We start from the raw sequence: 23,370 nt of genomic DNA on the forward strand, positions 1-23,370 counted from the left end.
TTTCCCAGCGTGCATCGGTTAGCATAAGTCTTGGCATGGCTTGAGGTTATGGTTACTTTTGGCGAAGCAAATTATAACGTCTTGCCATGCTGTCTAAAAATCACTCTCGAAAGATCAACAGACCCTAGTTTACCTGCCAAAATAGCCGTTTTGCGGCTTTATGCCGCAGTGTTAACGACGCTGATTTGTGTGTTGCTATTGACTGCAAAAATTGGGTGTTGCCGCATAGATAAAGGCAGTCTTAGTGAGCGAACTCGTTGAGTTCCACGCACTCATTTGCGCCATAGCGTCTAAAGCCAGCTTAGCTCTTTGCACGACTTTGGCGGTGTAATTGCCATTGGGATCTTTATATTTAAAGGACGCTTCGGCAATAACGGGTTGCTGCGAGGCATTTGGGGAGCTGGTGTACCACAGCGTGAGTTCGAGTGAGGCGTCTATGCTACCTAAATCGATTTCACTGCCTTCAAACACATATTCATTAATCGTAAGGCCACCGACTTTGGTGAGTGTGAGATTGTTACTTAAACCGTAAGCGTCGGCAAAGCCTGAAAAATGACTATTTACATCGGCCATATCATTTAAGGTGCGGGTGTTTGGCGTGGTGGTTGAATGACTATATACAATGCGGATGCCATTATTGATATCAGTACTGAGGTCGGCTTCGAGTTTTGTGTCGGCTTGATTATCGGGTGAGCTGAGATCTTCAAAGTCAGCAATAAATCGATCAGGGCTGCGAAATTTGAGCGTCACTTCACTTTGGCCATCGCTCGTTCGGTCACGAAAGATATAACCTAACTGCTTTAGCTGACAACTGGTTGGGGTGTCATAGAAGGCTACTTGACGTGTTTTGGTTAATGCCCAAGAGCCTGTGACATTGCGACTAATTGCGTTACTAATGGCTTGTTTTGCATCAGTTAGATAGTTATTTGCGGTTGTACTTTGAGTGGCGTAATTAAAGTGGCTTGGGTCTAGCAGCAGCTTATATTCCCTTGATGTTTCAACAGGATTTGCTTGTACCACACATGAAGCGAGCAGGACACTTGAGACTAACGTAAATGATGCCATCGTCTGTGAAGCTGTTTTCATCGGTTAATCCTTAAGTGATGTGCTGATGTTATGTGGTTTATGCTTTCGTTATAACGACTTCTATTGCAATTTGAGTGTGTCATGAGCCACCACTAAAGACAGTGATGACTCATGCGGCTGAATACTTAATGGTTATTTATCAGCTGATAAGGGTAAGTCGTCAACGATATACAAAGTGTTGCCGTCGATGTCACTTTGCGCACTATCGAGATATTTCTGTTCTAAGGTGTTGTTATTACTCCAAGTGGCGAAGTCGTCGTCATTTAGCACACCTAAACGCTTATTATCAATTAGCCACAAACCCTCCATTTTGTCATGGGGATATTGTGTTTTGGCAGCCATATCTAGCACCAGTGATTTTGTCGCGGGTATGATGCCATTGGCTGCAAGTGCCTCCCAGCCATCGCTTAGCGCTACCTGTTCTAAGGTTTTACCTTTAATGGTTAAACCTAACGCCGCATCTTGGGCTATATCAGCTTGTGCAGTGACGGTCTCGAGATCCGTCGCGCCGCTGATATCTATCTTGTACACATGCTTCATCACATCAGTGTCGATATTAAAAAACTTGCCATCACGTTCTAACACTAAAAATTGGCTGTTACTTAAGGCAACGATCGCTGAGTTAGAGTTCTGGGCAATTTCTTGCTGATATAAATATTGGCCAATAGCGCCGGTCGCCAAGTTGATGGTCACGATTCGAGTGAGGGTATTATTGTTAACACTCTTATCGGGATTAGAAATGGTCGATTGCATTATGCCCACAAGTGTCGACTGGTCGGGCGTGATAGTCAGCCCTTCCATTCCGCGGTTGGCACGGCGATGAGCAAACTCTGCCGGTAGGCTATATAAGTTGCGCTTATCGTCTGCGAAAGGATTAATCCGCGCTATTTCTACGCCTGCAGCCGAGTAATGCACTATATGTGGACCATACTCATCGCTGACCCAAAAACTGCCATCATCCATGGCTGCAAGACCCTCGGAATCTAACCCATAATCATCAAGTTTGATGGGGTTGGTTTGGGCATTGTAAGGCTGGCTCATGTCTTGACGAATGACTTCTCCAGCTGCGTCATAGGGGATTTCTCCTGTGCCGCCAAGGCTACTGCTATTAGGAAGTCCGGTGATCAAGCTGCCATCTGGGCGTTTAAATAAGATGTCTTTGACCTTAGTAATTGTGCCATTGGTTTGGAGTTCAAATAAACCGATACGTGGTGTGTAGTCCGGCGTTGGAAACATCTTACCTTTGCCTAAACTACCAGTGTAATCCGCATTCGGGCCGCGATCGGTGAGGGCATAAAATTGAATAGGATTATTGGGATTGGGCGCTGCATCAGAGCCATATCCGCCGTTACGAATTTCAAATTTAGTACCGGGCATAGTGCCATTGTCTAAATCAGCGCGCAGCACAGTGAAAGGTAAATGCACTGCTTTATCTGTAAAAAGGTCAGCGTTACATGCATAGCTGCTATCAACCACCTCATTACTGTCGAGCTTGCCGTTATCGTTGCTATCAAGACCTGAATCCGTGCGAGTGCCGCCCATCCAGCAGTGGCTATCACCGCCAATTAATGTGGTTTGTGTGGTCAGGTTACTGATGTCTTTATCATCCGAATTACAAGCACTCAGTAGTAAAACTGACAGACACAAGCCTGAGGTGACGAGCCCATTTTTCATCTTAATATATCCTGATTCTTAAAGTGATTAGCTATGTTGTTGGCAGGTAATATAAAGTTAGGCTGTGAACTAAATGTGACAAGAGTGCCGCCTAACGTATTGAGTACGAATACGGTGTTCACGAGTAATGCTGTGTGTTGGCGTTACATGGATGCTGACGATAGCTAATCGTTGATTTGCTGAGTCCGAAGTTTTTTAGTGGTATTCAATATTTAAGGATGAATAAATATGAAATTTTTACCTGATGAATGGATAATAAAGCGGGTAATTATATATATTGTTATTGCATGTTCATTTACTGCGAGTGGCAATGAACTGCCTTTAAAAAAAGAAAATATACTGCGTGTAGAGCACTCCGGTGCTATTCAATTTATAAGTGCCCTTATCCAATCTGACACATCCAATACTTTAGTGTATGAATCTTGGAGTGGACATAATATGGAAAAAGCTTGGCTGAGGTATACACATTTAAATTTTGATCACGGCGTGTTAGATAAGGGGGTATTAGCCAATATTTTACCTGAAATTCCTTCTAATATAGTCTCGTCCGTGAGTTTAGTTAACTTTAATGGCGAAGATTGGTTGTATTATCTTGAGGCCCGCAGCTTTAAGTCTGAGGCTGATGTATTTCGAGCAAAATTGCGTAATGGGGTTTTAGTCGAAATAGAACCGGTATTATTAAAGGATGCGATTTCGCCATCAAGTAATATTAAATTTCATCGAGTTAGTCGCGACAGCGTTGCTATTGTGTTTACCGCTAAAAAATGTTGCAGTCTTTATTTTGCACTAAGTCATGATGGCGTCAAATTTGATACCCCCTCGGCTATAAATAGTTCAGGTTTCATGCCTTATCTTTCATCTTTCTCCGGTGGTGATATCGTCTATTTTTTTCAAAAATCCTTCCGCACAAGTAAAACTCAGCCCAGCGGTAAACCTGTCTATATTACTAAGACCCATTTTAGATTATCCAGTAATTTAGGGGAGACTTGGACAGAGGCTGTACCTATTAACTTGACTGATGTGACAGTGCACGATGCTAAGGCTATTATCAGACCAGATGGTAATATTGATATTTATTATGTTTACCCAATTCAAGACAATAGTGGATTATCCCTGTGGCGTCGATGTTTGAACCCTGATGGTCAATTAGGTGTTGAAGAATTAGTGGTTGAGCCTAGTTTCGGCAATATTGCTAAGCCGACTCCCCATCGTCTTAATACTGGGGAATTACTCATTACCTTTGTCGAGCAAGGAAAAGTCGTATTAGAGGGTGATCATAATCTTCATGCTGCAATTATCTTCCGTGATGCTAGCTGTGATCTTGTGACAGCTGGGTTAATTCAGTAGCCGTGACTTGATACGTTCTTTGCAGTTAAATAGCGACTCAATAAAAATTAAGCGCAATCCCTTGCGAGTCATGACACGCAAGGGATTTGTGTCGGGAGTGGACGAGTAAATATAAACTTAAAGCTTAAAATGCGAGACCACGCCGACGAGTTGTTCCTTCGTCGCGGCCAAAGAGGTTGCGCTATTGAGGGTGGCTTTACCGCTTTGATTCAGTTCATCGACCATTTCACGAATGGTGGTCAGATTACGGTTTATCTCTTCGGTCACAGCACTTTGCTCTTCTGCTGCGGTGGCGATTTGATTACTGAGCCCATTAATATCGAACACATAAGTGGTCAGGGTATCGAGATTTTCCGTTACCAGATTGGTGGTATCGGCGGCTTGCTGGCAACTGTGTTTAGTTTGCTCCATTGCGGTTACGGCGGCATTGGCACCAAGATAAAGTTGTTCCAGCATCTGGTTGATTTCTGCGGTACTTGCTTGCGTGCGCGCGGCCAGTGAGCGAACTTCATCGGCGACAACAGCAAAGCCTCGACCTTGTTCACCTGCACGGGCGGCTTCGATGGCTGCATTAAGCGCTAGCAGATTGGTTTGATCGGCAATTTCACCTATTACATTCAAAATCGCGGCGATATGACGAGTATTTTCGTTCATATCATTAATCGCATCAGCGGCGACATCGACTTTAGCGACCAAGGCAATCACAGTGTTGGCAGCTTGTTCAACGGCTTTCTTCGATTTATCCGCTTGCGCATTTGCTTGTTGAGTAAACTGGGCTGCAGATGCTGCATCACCCGCGACATTATGGGCCGTGGCGCTCATTTCAGTCATGGCTGTCACGACTTGGTCGGTTTCAACGGCGTGGATTTGCAGTGCATGATTATTGGCATTTGACTGTACATTCAATTGCCCAATTTGGTCGGACATATGATCCGAGGCTTGGGTAATTTCAGACATAATTTCACGTAGATTACCTATCACGCTGTCGAGATCTTCTGCGAGTGAGCAGAGCTCATTTTGTCCTTTAATATTTGTTTTATGAGTTAGGTCGCCATGGGCAAGACGTTCCATTACCCGTTTTATCTCATTGATTATGTGGACGAGTTGTTTACTCATAATGAGGGCACTGAAGAGTGACGCTACAATCGCGAACAAGATCAATCCCAGTAGGATGCTTTCTGTTGAGGTGACTTTATCTTCAGCTTGTTTGCCTAACTCATGATTTCGCTGAGTGATCAGCGTGACTAATTGGTTGATTTGATTACTGACCTTAGGCCCGAGCGCAGCACGCTCAGCGGTTAGCTCAGGTACTGCTCCAGTTTGTTTAGCGAGTGCCAGTTCTTCTTGGTAGAGACGAACATAATGTTCTGTTTGTGGTAAAAGAGTGTGAATAGCTTGAGCATCAGCGCCCATGAAGTCGGTATTAAATTTGGTCAGTTGAGAGACGAGTTGTGCAACCTTATGTTGTTGATCTGCGATAGCTTTACCGTTGTGGACTAAGGTGGCTAAGCGCAGCTCAAAAAAGGATTCTCGTACTGTAGTGAAAGTTTCTGCGAGCTGAGTGTTATCGACTAGGCTTTTACTGGTCTCACCGAGTTCGTTAAAACTGCGATAGCACGAAATACCTATGATGATCAGTAAGATACTTGTAAACACTGATGGCAATGCCGTCAATGTACTGGTTTTGGCATTTTTAAACATGGTGACCTTCTAGGATAAAAAGCAGCAATGCGTAATTTAATTACGCTATAGGTAATTTTAGCGTGCGCGTGAGCTAGCCAGCAAGAGAGTATTTTATGGAAATGTCTACTAAGATACTGTTTTTAATTGAATTGTTTTATTGGTGTTGCATCTGGTTGGTTGCTAAGTTACGAAATGTTGTGTTGTTTAAATTCAACTTTTATCTAGATGATTGTTTTTATTATTAAATAACTATGATACATGCAATTTTTTTACAGTGATTTAGCATTTAAATTGGTCTTTGTGATCTCGAACTCAAATGCTACAAATGATTCAAAATGTAATTCAGACATATACTTAAAGCCGATGACTAATGCTGAAATAAAAGCCCCCGCCAGTAGTGATTGACGGGGGCTCTACGTTTGCTAGTGGCTAAGTATTTTTTGAATACCTACAACTAGATTTCAGTCTTATTCTTTATATTTAAGCGTGCCGTTGGCTTTGATTTCATCAAACCATAGGTTGTGATGTTGGCTTGCCCAGTTTTCATCACAGTAGCCTGACACCATACATTCCATACCACCTTCTGACATCACAGTTGCCATGAAGATGTGTACGATAGAGAAAGCACAGATCACGATAGCGCTCACTGAATGCAGTACCAGGGCGATCAAGCTTAATGTACGGCTTGGCTCGAACAGGTTAGGGAAGAGTAATAACATGCCCGAGGCTGAAATGACTAATCCAAACAGGGCAAATGCCCAGAACCACATTTTCTCACCCGCGTTAGCAAAACCTGCATCTGGGTGCTTACCTTTGAACGGACCAAAGTTAATGTAACCGCCTACTACCATGAACCACTTTACGTCGTACATTTTTGGCAGTTGGTTTTTCGCCCATAGGGTGGTCATCAATGCCCAACCTATCATGAAGGGAATCGCCATCACATCATGGATTTGTTTCGCGCCATAGACGATTGCTTCCCAGATGCCTTCGCCCAACCAAGGTTGGAAGAAGAAGCGACCTGCTAATAAGGTTAAGCCTGTTAAAATCAACAGTAAGCATGGAATTGCGCCTAACCAGTGGATTGAAACATCAAACTTAGACCAGCGATGCACTAACTTGCCTGAAAAACCATGGTGCAGCTTGGAGATGCCATTCACCTTGATAAATAGGACAAAGATAATGATCATACCGAATAGTGCTGCCATTAAGGCAGGCGCTAACCAGTCGCTACGCAGCTCCAATACTCGTAAATCATAGGTATTGATCGGCTGAGCATGAAACTCACTTTGGGAGGTAGTGTATCCCGTGGCACCATCCTTCAGTTGCGCCCAAATTTGGGCATCAGACTGTTGAACTTGATTCGCCAGTTCATCACCACCATTGGCTATACACACAGCACTAAATAATAGTGCTATGGCTAAACCTATGTGTTTGAACCATTTGTTCATCATACATCCTCTCTCACTTAGTCGCGCCTATCTAGATAGGCGCTAAGCTAAGTCTGTGGACAGATCCTGTTGACCTGAATTAATTCCAAGCCGCGTTTTTAGCACCACGATAAGCCACACGCTCACGGAAGATGCTTGAAACCACTTCGGCATCACCCGCTAACAGGGCTTTAGTCGCGCACAGTTCTGCACACATAGGCAGTTTGCCTTCGGCAATACGGTTTGAACCGTATTTTTGGCGCTCTGCATCTGAGTGGTTTTCTTCTGGGCCACCGGCACAGAAGGTACATTTATCCATCTTACCGCGGCTACCAAAGGCACCTTTTTTCGGGAACTGAGGTGCGCCAAATGGACAGGCGTACAGGCAGTAACCGCAACCAATACAGGCATCTTTGTCGTGTAGCACTATGCCATCGTCGGTTCTGTAGAAGCAGTTTGCTGGGCAAACCGCCATACAAGGTGCATCTGAGCAATGCATACAGGCGACAGAGATTGAGGCTTCACCACGTTGACCATCGTTGATTGTCACTACGCGGCGGCGTTGGATACCCCATTCGAGAGCGGAGTCGTTTTCGTTTTTACAGGCAGTGACACAACCGTTACATTCGATGCAGCGCTTGGTATCACACAAAAATTTCATTGTAGCCATAATGGCAATTCTCCTAGCTTAAGCTGCACTTACGCTTTAACAATCTGACAGAGTGATGCCTTGGTTTCCTGCATTTGTGTCACAGGGTCATAACCATAGGTCAGCGCAGTGTTACAAGATTCACCAATAACGTAAGGCACTGTTCCCTCTGGATAATTAGGCGCCAAACTTTCTCCGTGCATCACACCCGCAAAGTGGTATGGCATAAAGGTAACGCCGGGTTTTACCCTTGGGGTAACCATGGCTTGCACCTTAATACGGCCACCTTCGGCGCCTTCTAACCAGACATCTTCACCATTACGAATGCCGCGATCGGCAGCGTCGGCAGGGCTTATCTCAACGAACATTTCCTGTTGAAGTTCAGCCAGCCAAGGGTTGGAGCGAGATTCTTCACCACCACCTTCGTATTCAACCAGACGACCCGATGTCAGTACCAGCGGGTACTTGCCGCTCATGTCTTTGTCTTGGATAGACTTATACAGCGTAGGGAGACGGTGTACTTGCATGTCGTCATAGGTTGGGTATTTCGCCACTAAGTCACGACGTGCTGTGTATAACGGTTCACGGTGCACAGGGACTTGGTCAGGGAAAGTCCAAACAATACAACGAGCTTTAGCATTACCAAAGGGGATACAACCGTGCTTGATCGCCACGCGCACTATGCCGCCTGACAAATCTGTTTTCCAGTTTTTACCTTCGGCTTCCGCTTTTTCTTCCGCCGTCAGATCATCCCACCAACCCAATTGTTTGAGCATATCGGCAGTAAATTCAGGGTAACCGTCTTGAATTTCAGCGCCTTTAGAATAAGTGCCATCGGCTAAAATGCTTTGACCTTTATATTCAACACCGTAACGGGCGCGGAAGTTACCACCGCCGTCTTTAACGTGTTTGGCTTGGTTATAGAGGATTTGAGTGCCAGGGTGTTTAGCCTCTGGCGTTCCCCAACATGGCCAAGGTAAACCGTAGGTTTCGCCTTTAGCTGGGCCGCCTGCGGCTTCCAACGTCTTGTTGCTGAAAGTGCCCCAGTTTTGGGTGTGTAACTTGATACGCTCAGGGCTTTGACCTGTCATACCGATAGTCCACATACCGCGGTTGATTTCACGGGTGATTTCTTCAATAACAGGTAAACCATTTTCAATCGCGATGCGTTTAGTGTACTGCTCGGCAATACCCAGTTTTTGGGCTAAACGGTACATGATTTCGATGTCGGTTTTAGACTCGAACAGTGGTTCGATGACTTTCTCACGCCACTGGATAGAACGGCCTGAGTTAGATACTGAACCGTGAGTCTCAAACTGAGTTGCCGCAGGCAGCAGATATACGCCATTCTTACGACGGTGCATAACACCTGCCATCGTTGGGAATGGGTCGACAACGACGACTGTATCCATCTTGTCTAAGGCATCACGCACTTCACGTTGACGGGTTTCAGTGTTGACAGATTGTCCCCAGAAAAACGCCATACGGATATTATCTTTCTGTGCTAACTTGCTCTTATCTTCTAACACACCATCGTGCCAACGAGAACAAGGTATACCCGGTGTCGTCATTGGATCTTTGCCAAGGTAGGCTGTTTGATCGAAACGACCTTTCACCCATGCCATGTCCAGATCCCAAACATGGGTCCAGTGACTCCATGCTGCTGAGGTCAAACCGTAGTAACCGGGTAAGTTATCAAATAACAAACCTAAGTCAGTTGCGCCTTGTACGTTATCGTGGCCACGGAAAATGTTAGTGCCGCCGCCTGAAACGCCCATGTTGCCCAGTGCTAATTGCAGAATACAATAAGCGCGAGTGTTGGCATTACCAACGTGGTGTTGAGTTCCACCCATACACCAAATCACAGTGCCAGGACGGTTATCAGCCATTAATTTAGCCGCTTGATAAACCTCGGCTTCGCTCACACCAGTGATGTTTTCGACTTCTTTAGGTGGGAACTTCTTTACTTCAGCACGGATACTTTCCATCTCGAAAACGCGGTGCTTGATAAAGGTTTTATCTTCCCAACCATTTTCAAAAATGTGCCATAACATACCGTAAATAAAAGGAATATCAGTGCCTGGGCGAATTGCACAATGCAAGTCTGAATGCGCTGCAGTGCGAGAGAAACGTGGGTCAACGACGATGATTTTGGCGTTGTTTCTTTCTTTAGCGATCAGAATATGTTGCATCGAAACGGGATGCGCTTCTGCTGGGTTTGCCCCGATCAGGAAGATGGCATGAGCATTCTGGATATCGTTGAAAGAGTTAGTTTGCGCACCGTAGCCCCAAGTGTTAGCAACACCGGCTACCGTGGTAGAGTGACAAATACGAGCTGAATGGTCGACGTTGTTTGTGCCCCACATAGCCGCCAACTTGCGGTACATGTAACAACCTTCGTTAGAAAACTTAGCGCTACCCATGAAGTACACTGAGTCTGGGCCAGATTCTTTACGAATGTTGAGCATTTGGTCGCCCACTTCGTTAATAGCATCTTCCCAAGAGATTTTTTTCCACTTGCCATCAACCAATTTCATTGGATATTTCAGGCGTTTTTCACCATGACCATGCTCACGCAGTGCAGCACCTTTCGCGCAGTGACCACCAGCGTTGAATGGGTGGTCGAATGCGGGTTCTTGGCCCGTCCACACACCATTTTGTACTTCGGCATACAGGCCACAACCGACGGCGCAGGCACTACAAATAGTACGTTTGATTTCGATTGGCGCATCATGCGGTACTTCTTTGGCTTCGACACGACGCATCATGCCTGTGCCCATCAGAGATGCTGCGGCAATACCACCAGTAGCGATACCTGCGTGCTTCATAAATTGACGACGGCTGATGCCTAACGCCGGTTTGTCTGCCACTGTGGCAATATTAGACTTGCGAGTTAACTTCATCGCTGACTTCTCCTAGATTAGCTGCGCAAGCTATCGTAATAGCTGCTGATATGCGCAGTTTCGTGGTAACCCTTTGACTCTTTAGTGGTTACCTTGCTGCTCTCGCTGACCTGTGCCACGCTCATGCCGGTTGCGGCAATGGCGGCACCCGCTACGCTGCCGACGGTGAGCGCTTTGAGCAAAGATCGGCGAGATAAATCGCTGGGTTGCTGCTTCATGCTGACTCCTGAAATTAGGGTTTAGTTTTTGAGATCGCACGGCTTTTTGTGGGGTTTATCTTGTTATCAAAAAGTGAAGATTAGCGACGGAAAAGATAATGAAATCATCTTGTTTACCATCAATCATCGCGCGTGACGGCAATATAGTAGGAAAGGGTTGAGTAGGAATTGATCTAGGACAGTTTGCAGCCCTGAAATCGGCGGCCGTTCTCTTAAAGCGTTAACTCGCTCATAGTTTAGTGAACTACTGGGGAAGAGGGCGTTGGCGGATTTTTGTATCTCGCTGTTTCAGTTGTTAATTTTTTGTACTTTCTAATTAATGCGATGGGGAACAGTGTGAATAAAAAACACCCCGCGATGCGGGGTGTTTTGAGGATGTAAAAGCTGCGGTTTAACTTAGTCTTTATACTTTAAGCTGCCGTTGGCTTTGATTTCGTCATACCACAGGTTGTGGTGCTGGATTGCCCAGTTTTCATCACAATAACCTGACTTCATACACTCCATACCGCCTTCGCTCAGTACGGTCGCCATCCAAATATGCACTATAGTAAAGGCAATCAAGATAATGGCGCTGATAGAGTGGATCAGCAGCGCGCCCATAGAGGCTTCGCGGGGTAAATCCAAGCCTGGCAATACCAACATGATGCCAGATACGCTGATGAATAAACCAAACAACATCAGGGTCCAGAACCACATTTTTTCACCGGCGTTAGCAAACCCACTGTCAGGGTGCTTACCTTTGAACGGGCCAAAGTTGATATAACCACCTACCACTAAAAACCATTTCAAATCATACATCTTGAAGGTTTGTAACGGCATCCATTTCACCACACATACAGCCCAAGCCGCGATAAAAATGGGACCTGCCCAATCGTGGATTGTTTTGCTGCCATAGATCAATGGCGCCCAAAGGTCGGGGCCTAACATTGGTTGTATGACATGCTTACCTAACATTATGGTTAGACCGGTAAACATCAGTGCCAGACAGCTGCTCGCCATGATCCAATGGATCCACAGATCCGCCTTTGACCAGCGCGAAACCATCTTGCCTGAAAAGCCATGACTCAGTTTTGATGGACCATTCACCAGATAAAACAATAAGAAAGCACCAAACACACCTACCACGGCTAGCGCCATGACGGGGGTTAAGTATTCATTTCTCAGTTCTTTACCTTGGTTACCGGCAACGTTAATCAACACCCCAGTATCTATTCCTTTGGCAGTGGTATAGCCGGCATCGCCTGCTTTTACCGCTCGCCAAAGATCGGCATCGCTGGTTTGCGCTTTCGCCTGTTGTTGACTCGATTGCTGATCACTTGCGTGTACTGGGTTTGAGCTCATGACTGAACCTAATCCCAATCCCATGACGAGCACCAACAGAGCAAACAGACTGCGCAGTGATTTGTTTAACTGTTTGTTTAACATTTTCACTCCTTGCCAGAGGTTAGGGATTTCTCCCTAACCCTCGCTCTGCTTAGTTAATCTCACCTGTCTTGGGGTTGTAACCCCAAATCACGTTAGGATTGCCTCGAGAGGCCATACGTTGACGGTAAATGTTTGATACCACTTCCGCATCACCTGCGAGCAGCGCTTTAGTAGAACAAAGCTCAGCACACATAGGTAACTTGCCCTCAGCAATACGGTTGGCACCGTATTTTTTACGCTCAGCTTCGGAGAAGGTTTCTTCTGGGCCACCGGCACAGAAAGTACACTTGTCCATCTTGCCACGACTACCAAAGGCAGTCTTTTTCGGGAATTGCGGTGCACCAAATGGACAAGCATAGAAGCAATAACCACAACCGATACAAGTATCTTTATTGTGCAGCACTATGCCGTCTTCGGTACGGTAGAAACAATCTGCCGGACATACGGCCATGCAGGGAGCGTCAGTACAGTGCATACAAGCCACTGAAATTGAGGCTTCGCCAGGTAGACCATCGTTGATCGTCACCACGCGGCGACGTTGAATTCCCCACTCGAGAGCGGAGTCGTTTTCGTTCTTACATGCAGTGACGCAACCGTTACACTCGATGCAGCGCTTGGTGTCACACAGAAATTTCATGACTGCCATAATGGCTTATCTCCTCATCAAGTAGGTTAGGCTTTGCTGATTTGGCATAGGCTGGACTTAGTTTCTTGCATCTGAGTCACAACGTCGTAGCCATAAGTTAAAATGGTGTTTGCAGATTCGCCTATCACGTAAGGCACAGTGCCTTCTGGATAGTTTTTCGCTAGGCTTTCGCCTTCAAACACCCCAGCAAAGTGGTATGGCATAAAACATTCACCGGCAATAACGCGCGGTGTCACCATAGCCTTAACCGTGATTTTGGCGCCTTCTGGACCATGAACAAAAACATTGTCACCGTCGCGAATACCGCGATCCGCTGCATCAGCAGGGTTCATTTCGATGAACATTTCTTGTTGTAGTTCAGCTAACCAAGGGTTAGAACGGGATTCTTCACCACCACCTTCATATTCCACTAGGCGGCCTGATGTGAGTGCCAATGGGAAGTCTTTAGCAAAATCCTTGTCTTGAATTGACTTATACAGTGTCGGTAAACGTGCAACCATACGATCTTCGTAGGTGGGGTATTTAGCGACTAAGTCACGACGAGGCGTGTAAAGTGGTTCGCGGTGGCGTGGAATATCGTCTGGGAATGTCCATACAATACAACGAGCTTTAGCGTTACCGTAAGGGATACAGCCGTGCTTGATAGCAACACGTTGGATACCGCCGGAAATGTCAGTTTTCCAGTTTTTGCCTTCGGCGTGTTTTTTCTCGTTTTCGGTCAGGTCATCCCACCAACCTAATTGCTTAAGCATATCGGCGGTAAATTCAGGATAGCCATCTTGGATCTCACTGCCTTTAGAGTAAGTACCTTCGGCAAGAATATTATTGCCTTCATGTTCCACACCATAGCGAGCACGGAAGTTACCGCCACCGTCTTTCACATGTTTGGCTTCGTTATACAGAATCTGGGTACCAGGATGTTTCATCTCTGGTGTGCCCCAACAAGGCCAAGGTAAGCCGTAGGTTTCGCCTTTGGCTGGACCACCGGGTGCTTCTAAGCTGTCAGCATCAAAAGTACCCCAGTTTTCTTGGTGCATTTTTAAACGCTCTGGGCTTTGTCCGGTATAACCGATAGTCCACATACCTGTGTTAAATTCGCGGGTGATATCTTCAATCAAAGGCTCTTCACCATTGACTTTAATATGCTTGAATAGCTCTTTATCTATACCCACTTTTTTGGCGAGTTTGTACATGATCACATGATCAGGCAGGGATTCGAACAGGGGTTCTATGACCTTAGAACGCCATTGTACTGAGCGATTAGTCGCAGAGATTGAACCGTAGGTTTCAAACTGGGTTGCTGCAGGAAGTAAATAAACCCCATCTTGACGTTGGTGCATAACACCCGCCATGGTTGGGAATGGATCGACAACGACGACGGTGTCCATTTTGTTTAAGGCTTCACGCACTTCACGGCCACGGGTTTCAGTGTTGACCGATTGTCCCCAGAAGAACGCCAGACGAATATTGTCTTTTTGCGCTATCTTGGTTTTATCTTCTAACACGCCATCGTGCCAGCGCGAACAAGGAATACCCGCAGAGGTTTGCGGTTTTTGTCCTAGATATTCGCCTTGATCGAAACGGCTCGCTACCCAATTAGGGTCGAGATCCCACACATTATTCCAATGGGCCCAAGCGCCAGTCGTTAAACCGTAGTAACCCGGTAAGTTATCAAATAACAAACCAAAGTCGGTTGCGCCTTGCACGTTATCATGGCCACGGAAAATGTTAGTGCCGCCGCCAGGTACACCCATGTTGCCCAGTGCTAACTGTAAAAGACAGTAGGAGCGAGTGTTAGAGTTACCCACGTGGTGCTGAGTACCACCCATACACCAAATAATGGTGCCGGGTTTGGTTTCAGCCATCATTTTGGCGACGCGGTACATCTGCGCCTTTGGTACACCCGCAACTAACTCAACTTCTTCAGGGGGATACTTCTTCACTTCTTCGCGGATACGATCCATGCCATAGACACGGTGTTTGATAAACTCTTTATCTTCCCAGCCGTTTTCAAATATGTGCCATAACAGGCCATAAATGAAGGGAATGTCTGTGCCAGGACGGATATGCACGTACTCGTCAGATTTCGCTGCAGTACGGGTGAAACGTGGATCAACAACGATGATTTTGGCACCGCGTTCTTTACCAATCAAAATATGCTGCATGGCAACAGGATGCGCTTCACTGGGGTTTGCCCCAATAAACATGATGCACTTAGAGTTGCGAATATCGTTGATTGAGTTGGTTTGCGCACCGTAGCCCCAAGTGTTAGCAACACCGGCTACCGTGGTAGAGTGACAAATACGGGCAGAATGGTCGACGTTGTTCGTGCCCCACAGTGCCGCGAATTTGCGATATAAATAAGCTTGTTCGTTAGAGAACTTAGCGCTACCCATAAAGTAGACTGAATCTGGGCCTGACTCTTGACGAATTGAAGCCATTTTATCACCGACTTCATTAATCGCTTGATCCCAAGAGATCTTTTTCCATTTTCCGCCTTCTAACTTCATGGGGTATTTCAGGCGTTTTTCGCCATGACCATGTTCACGCAGTGCAGCACCTTTCGCGCAGTGACCGCCAGCGTTGAACGGGTGATCGAATGCGGGTTCTTGACCCGTCCATACACCATTTTGTACTTCTGCATACACACCACAACCTACGGCACAGTGAGAACAGATGGTACGTTTGACTTCGGTGGGAACATTATGGCCAATATCTTCTTGGGCCTGTGCTTTACGCATCATGCCTGTGCCCAGCATGGACGCCGCAGCGATCCCTCCTGTGGCAAGACTTGCCGATTTTAAGAATTGACGACGATTGAGACCCAGTGCTGGCGCTTTAGTTTCGACAACCTGGTCTGTTTTGCGGGTTAATCGCATCACACACTCTCCTCTATTTTAGTTTTAAAGCGACGCATAATAGCTACGAATATGGTCGGTTTCGCGGTAGTTCTCACTTTTAGGCTCTGTGGTTGCTGCCGTTTTTGTCGAAGCTAACGCTTGACTACTCACAGTGACCACTGCGCCTGCCGCACTGCCGAGTGCCAATGCTTTAAGCAATTGACGACGGCCCATGTCGGAAGCTGGCTTCTTCATAGTGTCTCCTTGTGTTACTGGATAAGGTGGTACAAACGGCTACCACCTCGGTTATTGTGGAAGCCTAAGCTTCCGTTATTGTTGCTAAGGTAAACATTAATCTCACCTTCGCAGTTTGAACTCATCTCTAACATTTACATTTAGCACGCACATGCCGCGCTATCACTCAGTTTAGTCTTAGTTCATTAACTCTACTGGTTTTGCTAAATCGCTGGTGGCTGGCTGTAAGTCTGCGCTGCCTGGGCAATTGACTGGAATATCTAAGCTTAATTGCTCAAAAGCACTGGCTTCCATTGCAAAAAAAGCTTTTGCTAGCTGTGCAACCGTGGCGTAAAACGCCGCACTTGGCGCTTTGGCTAAATTGTCGCAAAAACGGCCAATCCAGCTGCCGATATGGCGTTGGTAAAAAGCCAATTGGCGATAACTTGGCGCTTCTAAAATCAGGGTTCCCATCACTTCACACAGGGCTGCAACGTGATCTTCGGGTTCCTTGACGTTGTCTTCGCGTTCAAACCCTAGTTGCATTAAGTCTTGGCGTAGCAATGCCAGTGGTTTATCCATCAATGAGCCCGTCATAAACCAGCTGCCGTAGGGCAGGATCTCACCGCAACCTACACCGAGGAACAGGGCAAAATACTCGTCTTCTAGTTGTGCGCTGTTGAACTGCTGTGCGGCGAGTTGGAGTGATAACCAAGCTTTAGTCATCTCGTTGTCTTCATTGGCATCAATTTCAAGATTGGCCAAAAAGTGTAGCAGTTCAGGGCTTGGCTGACGGCGCAATAGGGCGGCTAACAGTTGATAGATATCGGCTCTCAACTGATCGTTTTCTGAAACTTGTCTTACTGATTCGGTCATAGCGGATCTCTTATCGCAGTTGCTTTTCAGGATCTTGAAGAATGTCTTCAAACATGTCTTTTACCCGGCAGTCGCCACACATTTTCAAGCGTTCAATATTGGCAGAAAATGCGCTGTGCGCGCCGACCATATCCAGCATCCGATGCACCATAGATTGGGTCGCAAAAGGAGAGCCGCAGCGAATACATTCGAAGGGGGCTTCTTCTTTCAGGGTGTGTTGTTGCTGACGGGCAGCTTTATCAAAGTTAATTTGTGGCGTAAGGCTTATCACTTTTTCAGGACACGCTGCCTCACATAAACCGCATTGCACGCAGTTTTGCTCGATGAAGTGTAGTGCAGGTTTGTCGCCACCATCTTGTAATGCCATCGTGGGACAAATTGCCACGCAGGACATACACATAGTGCACTTTTCTACATTCACACTGACTTTGCCAAAGGGAATATTGTTGAGGCTGAGGCAAGTATCGATTTCACCCGCTTGGCTATTGAGGTGGTCGATCGCTTCAAATAGCGTATTGCGTTTAGTGGTCGAGGCAAATGCGGCGGGCACAATCACGGGCCAATCTAAGCTGATATCGAGCATCGAATCTAAATCGGCAAGCATGCTCGGGTCGATGAGGCTAATGCGTTGTGGCTGGCCCATTTCATCTAAAATGCTATTGGCTAACGACAGTTCGCCTTTAAGCATTTGCGTTAGGGTTGGCGCTGTTGCATCGGTGTTGAGGATCAGCACTTGGCGCGCGCCCCAAGCGAGAACTGACAACCAATGATCTACGCTAGCAACGGTAATTTCTTCGAGGGCAACGGGGATGATGTCGCCTGCTAAATCGTCGCTAATAAAGTTGGCGCCGACGGCATTATCGTGGAACAAGATCACTGGTGCGGTTTGTGCTTGCTCGCGGAACCGACTAACGATTTTGTTAAGGTATGAATGCAAAGCTTGCGGCGTAGGTAAATCGTAACTGATAGCACCCGTTGGGCAAGCGCTGGTACAACTGCCTGCGCCGTGGCAAAGATATGGATCGATTTCAATTTTCTTTGCGACACTGCTGATCGCATCTGCTGGACAGAAGTTGAGGCAACGATTACAACCATTGATGCCATTGCGGTCGTGGGCACAGATATCTGGGTTAATTTTGACGTAGCGCGGCTTATCAAATTGGCCTATGAGATCGGGAATTTGCGCAAGGGCATCTTCGAGTTTTTCAGCGTCTTGGCCCACGTAAAAATAGCCGGGTGGCAGCATTTCTAAGTTCAAACAAGCTGCGCTGCTCAAATCGAGCACGATATCGAAATGGGGTTTACGGATTGACACTAAACTGAGTTCGGCTGCACCATCTTGATGTTCAACACTGACTTGAAATTGGCCTAAAAAGCCTTTTACGCCAATGAGTTTGTTGTAATAGCTTTCGACATCAGTTGCCGCTGCCATGACACGTTCTAGGTGCGCTTCATCTTGGCTGGTAATGGCTTCGTTGGCTAAAATTACCCGATGGGCCATAGTGGACAATTTGTCCGCGGCGAGGCGAGCCAGATCTTCTGGGCCAATAATAAGAACATTGCCTTCGGTGGTATAGCTGACGGTTGGCGGGATCAGATTCTGCAACATCTGAGTTTGCGTTAATACCTGTTGTCGCGCTTGTTTTAACGCTTCTTGGGTTTGATTGGTCATCAAATAAGTGCTCACATTGCGTTCCTGAACAGTACTTTGGCTGTTTCTTGTTTTACTGTATCTGGGCAGATTTAGGCGGCTGGTAATAAGTAAGTCATTGCCTTTTCTGCTTTTATCTAAGCTTTTTATATCTTAGTACAGCAATTCACATACCAAAGTTACGGACATTAAAATTAGCTAAACTGACGTTAAACAACTCGGGTATGTACCTGAGCTAAGGGCTCTGGTGCATTTTGGGGTAGGTCATCAGTCTCCCCATCCAAATTGTCCGTTATCGGCTCAACTGCCCATTCGATTTCGACTTCATTAGTCTCATGAGTTGTTGTTTCGCTTACATCAAGACTCGCGGATGGATTGCTTTCTTCAGTTTGTTGCTTGGCTAAAGCAGCTGATTCTTCATCCGAGGTCTCGCTGTCTTCGGCTATATAACGGAAGACTTTTTGCATCAATTCAGCTGAGACTTCTGCACTGAGTTTCGGTTGATTACTGTAATCGAGTGCATATTCCAAAAGCCCATCTATCTCGTTGAAATGCGGTTGTTTCCACAGTGCACGTAGCGCTGCAGATTTAGCCGCAGGGTCAACATTGGCGCCCATAAAACTTGCAAAGCTGCCGCCTATTTCAATTTCGTCGGGATTGGGTAAATCCGCTGCAGTGAGGATGCGATTAGGATCGTCATGCTCTGCAGTATTAGGTTCAAAGGCTGACTCTGTGGGTTGAAGCTGCTCAACTGCCATAGTGGGCTCGGCTACGATGGTCTCCAGAGGTGTGGTTTCCCCGTCAGCTCGCGCTTCCTCTGCTGCAACTTGTTCGCGCCGTTGGTTCCAGCGACTCAGTAGCCCGCCTGTTTTTTGTATGGATTCAGCCATTAGTCCCTCCGTAATGGATCGTGACTCGGGCCTTGATTATTACGGCCATCGACATGTTTACGGCGATGAGCGGCAATTTCGACTTCACCATATTGGGTGATAAAGGCTTCAATCCAACAAGCGATAGCTTTTGGCATCAATAAGTTGAGGACAGGGGTATTGCCCTCAAGACAACCCGCCGCGACATTCTGATCCGCCGATAATGCCGCCGGTATCCAAGTGCCATCGGCCGTTTCATCACATACTAAATACAGCATGGCGTTATCTAAATCGAGATTGAGGCGATAGCTGGCGCGTTCGTCTTTGTGCAGTTCGAGTAGCACTAAGGTTGCATCGTCTGGGGCTTGATGGGTGGCGGGAAGTAGGTGATCAATTTCCCATTGTACTGAGGTCCAGCGGCCAACTTGCTTCTCTACTTTCTTGAGTGAAACGTACATAGGCCAAACACTAGTTGTATGTTGCATTGTCTCTCCGTCTCAGCCGTGTTGATGGACAAACCGTAGAGTGAACGGTTCGGTTTTACCAACAAATTGCGATAAAAGGTCACTGCAATATTGGTGCCAGTAAACATAGTGGATTAGTTTGAGCTAGATCATCAAAAACACCCTATAAATTGGACATTTTGTCCAGTACAGGATTTTGTTTGGGACATAAAAGGGCTAATGAAAAATCAGCATTGCGGCAGATCACGCATTTAACCCCAATTTTTATGTCTAGGTATAAATATTGCTATGCTCTGGCCATGACTCGTTAAGCGGTAACATTATGATCTCTGAAAATATCACTATTCCTGATAACAACATGAGCACAGATAGCGAAATAGCGGTAGCCAATCCTTCTCAAAAAACTCAGCATCAGTGTTCTTTTGTGAGAACTCAAGTGGAAGTACCGCTAACCATTGCTGTAAAAGCAGTGAATGAAGCCGGGGAAGTGTTGGATAAATTTGTCGCCTGCGAACGTCCGCTTACCGTGTATTTGAACTGGCGACCAATAGTGACACTTATGACCCTAGGGGCGAAACCTGAGTCACTGGCGTTAGGTTATCTTAAGAACCAAGGCTTTATTTCGGATGTGAGCTTACTGGACTCTGTTATCGTCGATTGGGATGTGAGTTCTGCAGCCGTGGTTACCCGTGAACAAACCGCTGATCTTGATGAGAAACTCTCTGAAAAAACGGTGACATCAGGTTGTGGTCAAGGCACGGTTTATGGCAGTTTTATGCAAGATTTAGACGGCATTAATTTACCAACGCCAAGTCTTAAGCAAAGCACCCTTTATAGCTTACTGAAAAATATCAACGAATATAACGAAACCTATAAAAATGCGGGTGCTGTACACGGTTGCGGCTTGTGCGAAGACGATAAAATTATGGCTTTCGTCGAGGATGTTGGCCGTCATAATGCCGTCGATACTTTGGCTGGGGATATGTGGCTGACTCAGGATCGCGGCGATAATAAGATATTTTATACCACTGGCCGCTTAACTTCGGAAATGGTGATTAAAGTCGCCAAAATGGGGATCCCTATTTTGCTATCACGCAGTGGCGTGACTCAGATGGGCTTAGCACTAGCGCAGCAGTTGGGTATTACTATTATTGCCCGCGCCAAAGGTCGTCACTTTTTGGTGTACCACGGTAGTGAAAATCTGCAGTTTGATGCCAATACGGCTCCTTAGCCTCAAGTCAGCTAAGACTTACATGCAGTAACGAAGAATAAGACAAGGAAACAAGATGACGTCTGCCAGTGAATTGGTCTACATGAGCGCGAAGCAAGTGGCCGAGTATTTAGATCTTAATGAGAAAAAAGTCTACGCCATGGCTAATGACAGAATTCTCCCCGCCACTAAAATCACCGGTAAATGGCTATTTCCGAAAGTGTTAATCGACCGTTGGGTAATGGATTCTTGCCACAGTGGCATGCTGACCGACCGTTTATTGATCACTGGTAGTGACGATCCACTATTATCTATGCTGGTGGCGCGTTTGATGGCGCAAGTTGGTAGCCGTGAGTTGATAAGCTACAGCGCAACAGGTTCACGCTTAGGGTTAGAGTTGCTTGCTAAAGGTTATGCCGATGTGTGCACCTTACACTGGGGTAGCATGGAGGATAGAAATATTCGCCACCCAGCTTTACTTAAAGGTTATAACAACCATCAACAATGGATCATGGTGCATGGTTACTCCCGTCAGCAAGGGTTGATCATGCGTGCCGATATGCACCACAGATGCCAAGAAGAAGATAAAGTCGTGAACTTGCCTTGGCGTTGGGTGAGTCGTCAGGGGGGCGCAGGTAGCCAACAGCACTTAGAGCATTGGTTATTAAAGCAAGGTGCTCGCTTAGATCAACTTAATGTCGTGCTAACTGCCTATAGTGAACGCGAGTTGGCGGGTTATATCGCTAGGGGGGATGCCGATATTGGTTTTGGTTGTCAATCTGTGGCTTTGGAAAGTGGTTTAAGTTTCGTGCCGCTGATTAAAGAGTCTTTCGATTTCGTTATGCCGCAAAGCATTTACTTCCGTCGTCAACTTCAACAACTTTTTACTATGTTGGCGAGCGGTCACTCGAGGCAAATGGCGGCACTACTTGGTGGCTATGATCTTACAGACTGCGGACAACTGCTATGGAGTGCGAGCTAATCCACTCAACTCGATAATGGATTAAGGTGAATAGAGTTGAATGGTCTCTGAACTACTTATTACTGCTACTACATGCTGATATCTAATGTAGTCAGCTACTAACGAATAAGTATCAAAGAGACCCTCTTTCTATTGCTGATTACGTCGTTTCGACTTTCTATGGTGGGTGGGTGGGAGGCAATTACTATATATAGGTAAAGTATCTTCATCGCCAAATACACTCAGAGTGTCATCTTCTTCTGTTGTTCCCCGTCATTCTCCCATTAACGACTCTATATAAAAGTGGAGGTGAGATATTCCGGTTCGAGCAGCCGTTATTCTCATTTAAATCTGATAGCATTCATGCTCATAATCCCTTTGTCTTGATACTGTACGCTGGCAATCAATTGGGCCAAATTACAGATAAAGCGCTATTTTTGTGGATAACTTTGGGGGTAAGTGGTGTGTATCTTGTGGCTAGATTAGATAATTAGCATTAACTGCAAATTTCCTTAAAATAGGGGTTGCATAAAATCTTCTGCTGCCTATAATGCGCATCCACTGACACGGCAGTCAGCGAAAGCCAGCTGACAAGTTAGGTTGAATTAAGCAGGTTACTCTCCGTTGAGAATGGCACTTAATTCAATCGCAGCTAGAAGTTGTAAAAACTCCTTGACGCGAAACGGGAAATGCGTAGAATACGCAGCCCTAGCCAACTGGAAGCGTTCGGCGCTCAGTGTGGTACTCACCTTCTCTTATGAGGTTGAGTTGCTCTTTAACAAGATAAAACAAGAAATCTGTGTGGACACTCACAGGTGTTGAGTTAATCGAAACTGCTTAACCTTCGGGTTGGCAGTCAAAATTTAAATCAATGTAACAATGAGTGTTCATAGTAATATGTACAGTTTGTTTCGGCCCTTCTTTTATAGGGAGTGCGAGAAACAAAAAAATCAGAATTCATTGAGCCGCTGAAGTCGCAAGACGGAAGCAAAAAAACTTTAATTGAAGAGTTTGATCATGGCTCAGATTGAACGCTGGCGGCAGGCCTAACACATGCAAGTCGAGCGGCAGCGCAAGGGAGTTTACTCCTGAGGCGGCGAGCGGCGGACGGGTGAGTAATGCCTAGGGATCTGCCCAGTCGAGGGGGATAACAGTTGGAAACGACTGCTAATACCGCATACGCCCTACGGGGGAAAGGAGGGGA

The 23,370-nt window shown here is 46.2% G+C and carries 18 protein-coding genes and 1 rRNA gene; 4 read left to right on the forward strand and 15 right to left on the reverse strand.

Annotated elements, in window-relative coordinates; all coding sequences use genetic code 11:
- Nucleotides 1-195: 195 nt before the first annotated feature.
- Nucleotides 196-1,086, reverse strand: coding sequence for a hypothetical protein (locus KFE26_RS21300; protein ID WP_212601638.1), 891 nt, complete (start codon nucleotides 1,084-1,086; stop codon nucleotides 196-198).
- A 132-nt stretch (nucleotides 1,087-1,218) separates the two neighbouring features.
- On the reverse strand, nucleotides 1,219-2,760 hold the full coding sequence (locus tag KFE26_RS21305) for an esterase-like activity of phytase family protein (RefSeq protein ID WP_212601639.1): 1,542 nt from the start codon (nucleotides 2,758-2,760) through the stop codon (nucleotides 1,219-1,221).
- 228 nt (nucleotides 2,761-2,988) lie between these two features.
- Between KFE26_RS21305 and KFE26_RS21310 the strand changes: the two genes are divergently transcribed.
- On the forward strand, nucleotides 2,989-4,107 hold the full coding sequence (locus KFE26_RS21310; RefSeq protein ID WP_212601640.1) for a hypothetical protein: 1,119 nt from the start codon (nucleotides 2,989-2,991) through the stop codon (nucleotides 4,105-4,107).
- 117 nt (nucleotides 4,108-4,224) lie between these two features.
- Here the strand turns inward: KFE26_RS21310 and KFE26_RS21315 are convergent, their stop codons facing one another.
- The 13 genes from KFE26_RS21315 to KFE26_RS21375 all read right to left on the reverse strand — a co-directional run bounded on the left by KFE26_RS21315 (nucleotide 4,225) and on the right by KFE26_RS21375 (nucleotide 20,016).
- On the reverse strand, nucleotides 4,225-5,808 hold the full coding sequence (locus KFE26_RS21315; protein WP_212601641.1) for a methyl-accepting chemotaxis protein: 1,584 nt from the start codon (nucleotides 5,806-5,808) through the stop codon (nucleotides 4,225-4,227).
- Between the two features lie 449 nt (nucleotides 5,809-6,257).
- On the reverse strand, nucleotides 6,258-7,241 hold the full coding sequence (locus KFE26_RS21320) for a formate dehydrogenase subunit gamma (RefSeq protein WP_105250559.1): 984 nt from the start codon (nucleotides 7,239-7,241) through the stop codon (nucleotides 6,258-6,260).
- A 79-nt stretch (nucleotides 7,242-7,320) separates the two neighbouring features.
- Nucleotides 7,321-7,890, reverse strand: coding sequence for a formate dehydrogenase FDH3 subunit beta (gene fdh3B / locus KFE26_RS21325; RefSeq protein WP_105250558.1), 570 nt, complete (start codon nucleotides 7,888-7,890; stop codon nucleotides 7,321-7,323).
- Between the two features lie 29 nt (nucleotides 7,891-7,919).
- Nucleotides 7,920-10,772, reverse strand: a complete 2,853-nt coding sequence (locus tag KFE26_RS21330) for a molybdopterin-dependent oxidoreductase (RefSeq protein WP_212601642.1) — start codon at nucleotides 10,770-10,772, stop codon at nucleotides 7,920-7,922.
- Between the two features lie 17 nt (nucleotides 10,773-10,789).
- Nucleotides 10,790-10,990: a twin-arginine translocation signal domain-containing protein gene (locus KFE26_RS21335; RefSeq protein ID WP_105250556.1), complete on the reverse strand. Its 201-nt coding sequence runs from the start codon at nucleotides 10,988-10,990 to the stop codon at nucleotides 10,790-10,792.
- Nucleotides 10,991-11,386: 396 nt separating this feature from the next.
- Nucleotides 11,387-12,415: a formate dehydrogenase subunit gamma gene (locus KFE26_RS21340; RefSeq protein ID WP_113940318.1), complete on the reverse strand. Its 1,029-nt coding sequence runs from the start codon at nucleotides 12,413-12,415 to the stop codon at nucleotides 11,387-11,389.
- Nucleotides 12,416-12,464: 49 nt separating this feature from the next.
- Nucleotides 12,465-13,061 (reverse strand): formate dehydrogenase FDH3 subunit beta, encoded by a 597-nt coding sequence (fdh3B, locus tag KFE26_RS21345; RefSeq protein ID WP_006083566.1) that lies wholly within the window; start codon nucleotides 13,059-13,061, stop codon nucleotides 12,465-12,467.
- 26 nt (nucleotides 13,062-13,087) lie between these two features.
- On the reverse strand, nucleotides 13,088-15,940 hold the full coding sequence (locus KFE26_RS21350; RefSeq protein WP_212601644.1) for a formate dehydrogenase subunit alpha: 2,853 nt from the start codon (nucleotides 15,938-15,940) through the stop codon (nucleotides 13,088-13,090).
- Nucleotides 15,941-15,964: 24 nt separating this feature from the next.
- Nucleotides 15,965-16,156, reverse strand: coding sequence for a twin-arginine translocation signal domain-containing protein (locus KFE26_RS21355; RefSeq protein ID WP_113940320.1), 192 nt, complete (start codon nucleotides 16,154-16,156; stop codon nucleotides 15,965-15,967).
- 177 nt (nucleotides 16,157-16,333) lie between these two features.
- Complete coding sequence (locus KFE26_RS21360) at nucleotides 16,334-17,011, reverse strand: molecular chaperone (protein ID WP_113940321.1); 678 nt, start codon at nucleotides 17,009-17,011, stop codon at nucleotides 16,334-16,336.
- A gap of 10 nt (nucleotides 17,012-17,021) precedes the next feature.
- Nucleotides 17,022-18,683, reverse strand: coding sequence for a 4Fe-4S binding protein (locus tag KFE26_RS21365; protein ID WP_212601645.1), 1,662 nt, complete (start codon nucleotides 18,681-18,683; stop codon nucleotides 17,022-17,024).
- Nucleotides 18,684-18,871: 188 nt separating this feature from the next.
- On the reverse strand, nucleotides 18,872-19,552 hold the full coding sequence (locus KFE26_RS21370) for a DUF3306 domain-containing protein (RefSeq protein WP_212601643.1): 681 nt from the start codon (nucleotides 19,550-19,552) through the stop codon (nucleotides 18,872-18,874).
- The gene (locus tag KFE26_RS21375) at nucleotides 19,552-20,016 is read right to left on the reverse strand and encodes a DUF3305 domain-containing protein (RefSeq protein WP_105250549.1); all 465 of its coding nucleotides are present in this window, start codon (nucleotides 20,014-20,016) and stop codon (nucleotides 19,552-19,554) included. The genes KFE26_RS21370 and KFE26_RS21375 overlap by 1 nt, the downstream gene beginning before the upstream one ends.
- A gap of 337 nt (nucleotides 20,017-20,353) precedes the next feature.
- On the opposite strand from KFE26_RS21375, the gene KFE26_RS21380 reads away from it, so the two are divergent.
- From KFE26_RS21380 to KFE26_RS21390, 3 genes are all read left to right on the forward strand, one after another.
- Nucleotides 20,354-21,226 (forward strand): formate dehydrogenase accessory sulfurtransferase FdhD, encoded by an 873-nt coding sequence (locus KFE26_RS21380; RefSeq protein WP_131525795.1) that lies wholly within the window; start codon nucleotides 20,354-20,356, stop codon nucleotides 21,224-21,226.
- A 55-nt stretch (nucleotides 21,227-21,281) separates the two neighbouring features.
- Nucleotides 21,282-22,187 carry a helix-turn-helix transcriptional regulator gene (locus tag KFE26_RS21385; protein WP_006083558.1) on the forward strand — a complete coding sequence of 302 codons (906 nt, stop codon included), beginning with the start codon at nucleotides 21,282-21,284 and terminating at the stop codon, nucleotides 22,185-22,187.
- A gap of 978 nt (nucleotides 22,188-23,165) precedes the next feature.
- Nucleotides 23,166-23,370: ribosomal RNA gene (locus KFE26_RS21390) — 16S ribosomal RNA — on the forward strand; the annotation flags it as partial.

The organism is Shewanella sp. M16 (genome assembly GCF_018224605.1).
Classification (GTDB): Bacteria; Pseudomonadota; Gammaproteobacteria; order Enterobacterales; family Shewanellaceae; genus Shewanella; species Shewanella oncorhynchi.

What these genes read in the sequence shown, in the direction of transcription:
- KFE26_RS21365 (WP_212601645.1), bottom strand. Translation starts at nt 18,683, where the DNA reads ATGACCAATCAAACCCAAGAAGCGTTAAAACAAGCGCGACAACAGGTA.
- KFE26_RS21310 (WP_212601640.1), top strand. Translation starts at nt 2,989, where the DNA reads ATGAAATTTTTACCTGATGAATGGATAATAAAGCGGGTAATTATATAT.
- KFE26_RS21350 (WP_212601644.1), bottom strand. Translation starts at nt 15,940, where the DNA reads ATGCGATTAACCCGCAAAACAGACCAGGTTGTCGAAACTAAAGCGCCA.
- fdh3B (WP_006083566.1), bottom strand. Translation starts at nt 13,061, where the DNA reads ATGGCAGTCATGAAATTTCTGTGTGACACCAAGCGCTGCATCGAGTGT.
- KFE26_RS21355 (WP_113940320.1), bottom strand. Translation starts at nt 16,156, where the DNA reads ATGAAGAAGCCAGCTTCCGACATGGGCCGTCGTCAATTGCTTAAAGCA.
- KFE26_RS21305 (WP_212601639.1), bottom strand. Translation starts at nt 2,760, where the DNA reads ATGAAAAATGGGCTCGTCACCTCAGGCTTGTGTCTGTCAGTTTTACTA.
- KFE26_RS21300 (WP_212601638.1), bottom strand. Translation starts at nt 1,086, where the DNA reads ATGAAAACAGCTTCACAGACGATGGCATCATTTACGTTAGTCTCAAGT.
- KFE26_RS21340 (WP_113940318.1), bottom strand. Translation starts at nt 12,415, where the DNA reads ATGTTAAACAAACAGTTAAACAAATCACTGCGCAGTCTGTTTGCTCTG.
- KFE26_RS21330 (WP_212601642.1), bottom strand. Translation starts at nt 10,772, where the DNA reads ATGAAGTTAACTCGCAAGTCTAATATTGCCACAGTGGCAGACAAACCG.
- KFE26_RS21375 (WP_105250549.1), bottom strand. Translation starts at nt 20,016, where the DNA reads ATGCAACATACAACTAGTGTTTGGCCTATGTACGTTTCACTCAAGAAA.
- KFE26_RS21370 (WP_212601643.1), bottom strand. Translation starts at nt 19,552, where the DNA reads ATGGCTGAATCCATACAAAAAACAGGCGGGCTACTGAGTCGCTGGAAC.
- KFE26_RS21335 (WP_105250556.1), bottom strand. Translation starts at nt 10,990, where the DNA reads ATGAAGCAGCAACCCAGCGATTTATCTCGCCGATCTTTGCTCAAAGCG.
- KFE26_RS21315 (WP_212601641.1), bottom strand. Translation starts at nt 5,808, where the DNA reads ATGTTTAAAAATGCCAAAACCAGTACATTGACGGCATTGCCATCAGTG.
- KFE26_RS21320 (WP_105250559.1), bottom strand. Translation starts at nt 7,241, where the DNA reads ATGAACAAATGGTTCAAACACATAGGTTTAGCCATAGCACTATTATTT.
- KFE26_RS21360 (WP_113940321.1), bottom strand. Translation starts at nt 17,011, where the DNA reads ATGACCGAATCAGTAAGACAAGTTTCAGAAAACGATCAGTTGAGAGCC.
- KFE26_RS21385 (WP_006083558.1), top strand. Translation starts at nt 21,282, where the DNA reads ATGACGTCTGCCAGTGAATTGGTCTACATGAGCGCGAAGCAAGTGGCC.
- fdh3B (WP_105250558.1), bottom strand. Translation starts at nt 7,890, where the DNA reads ATGGCTACAATGAAATTTTTGTGTGATACCAAGCGCTGCATCGAATGT.
- KFE26_RS21380 (WP_131525795.1), top strand. Translation starts at nt 20,354, where the DNA reads ATGAGCACAGATAGCGAAATAGCGGTAGCCAATCCTTCTCAAAAAACT.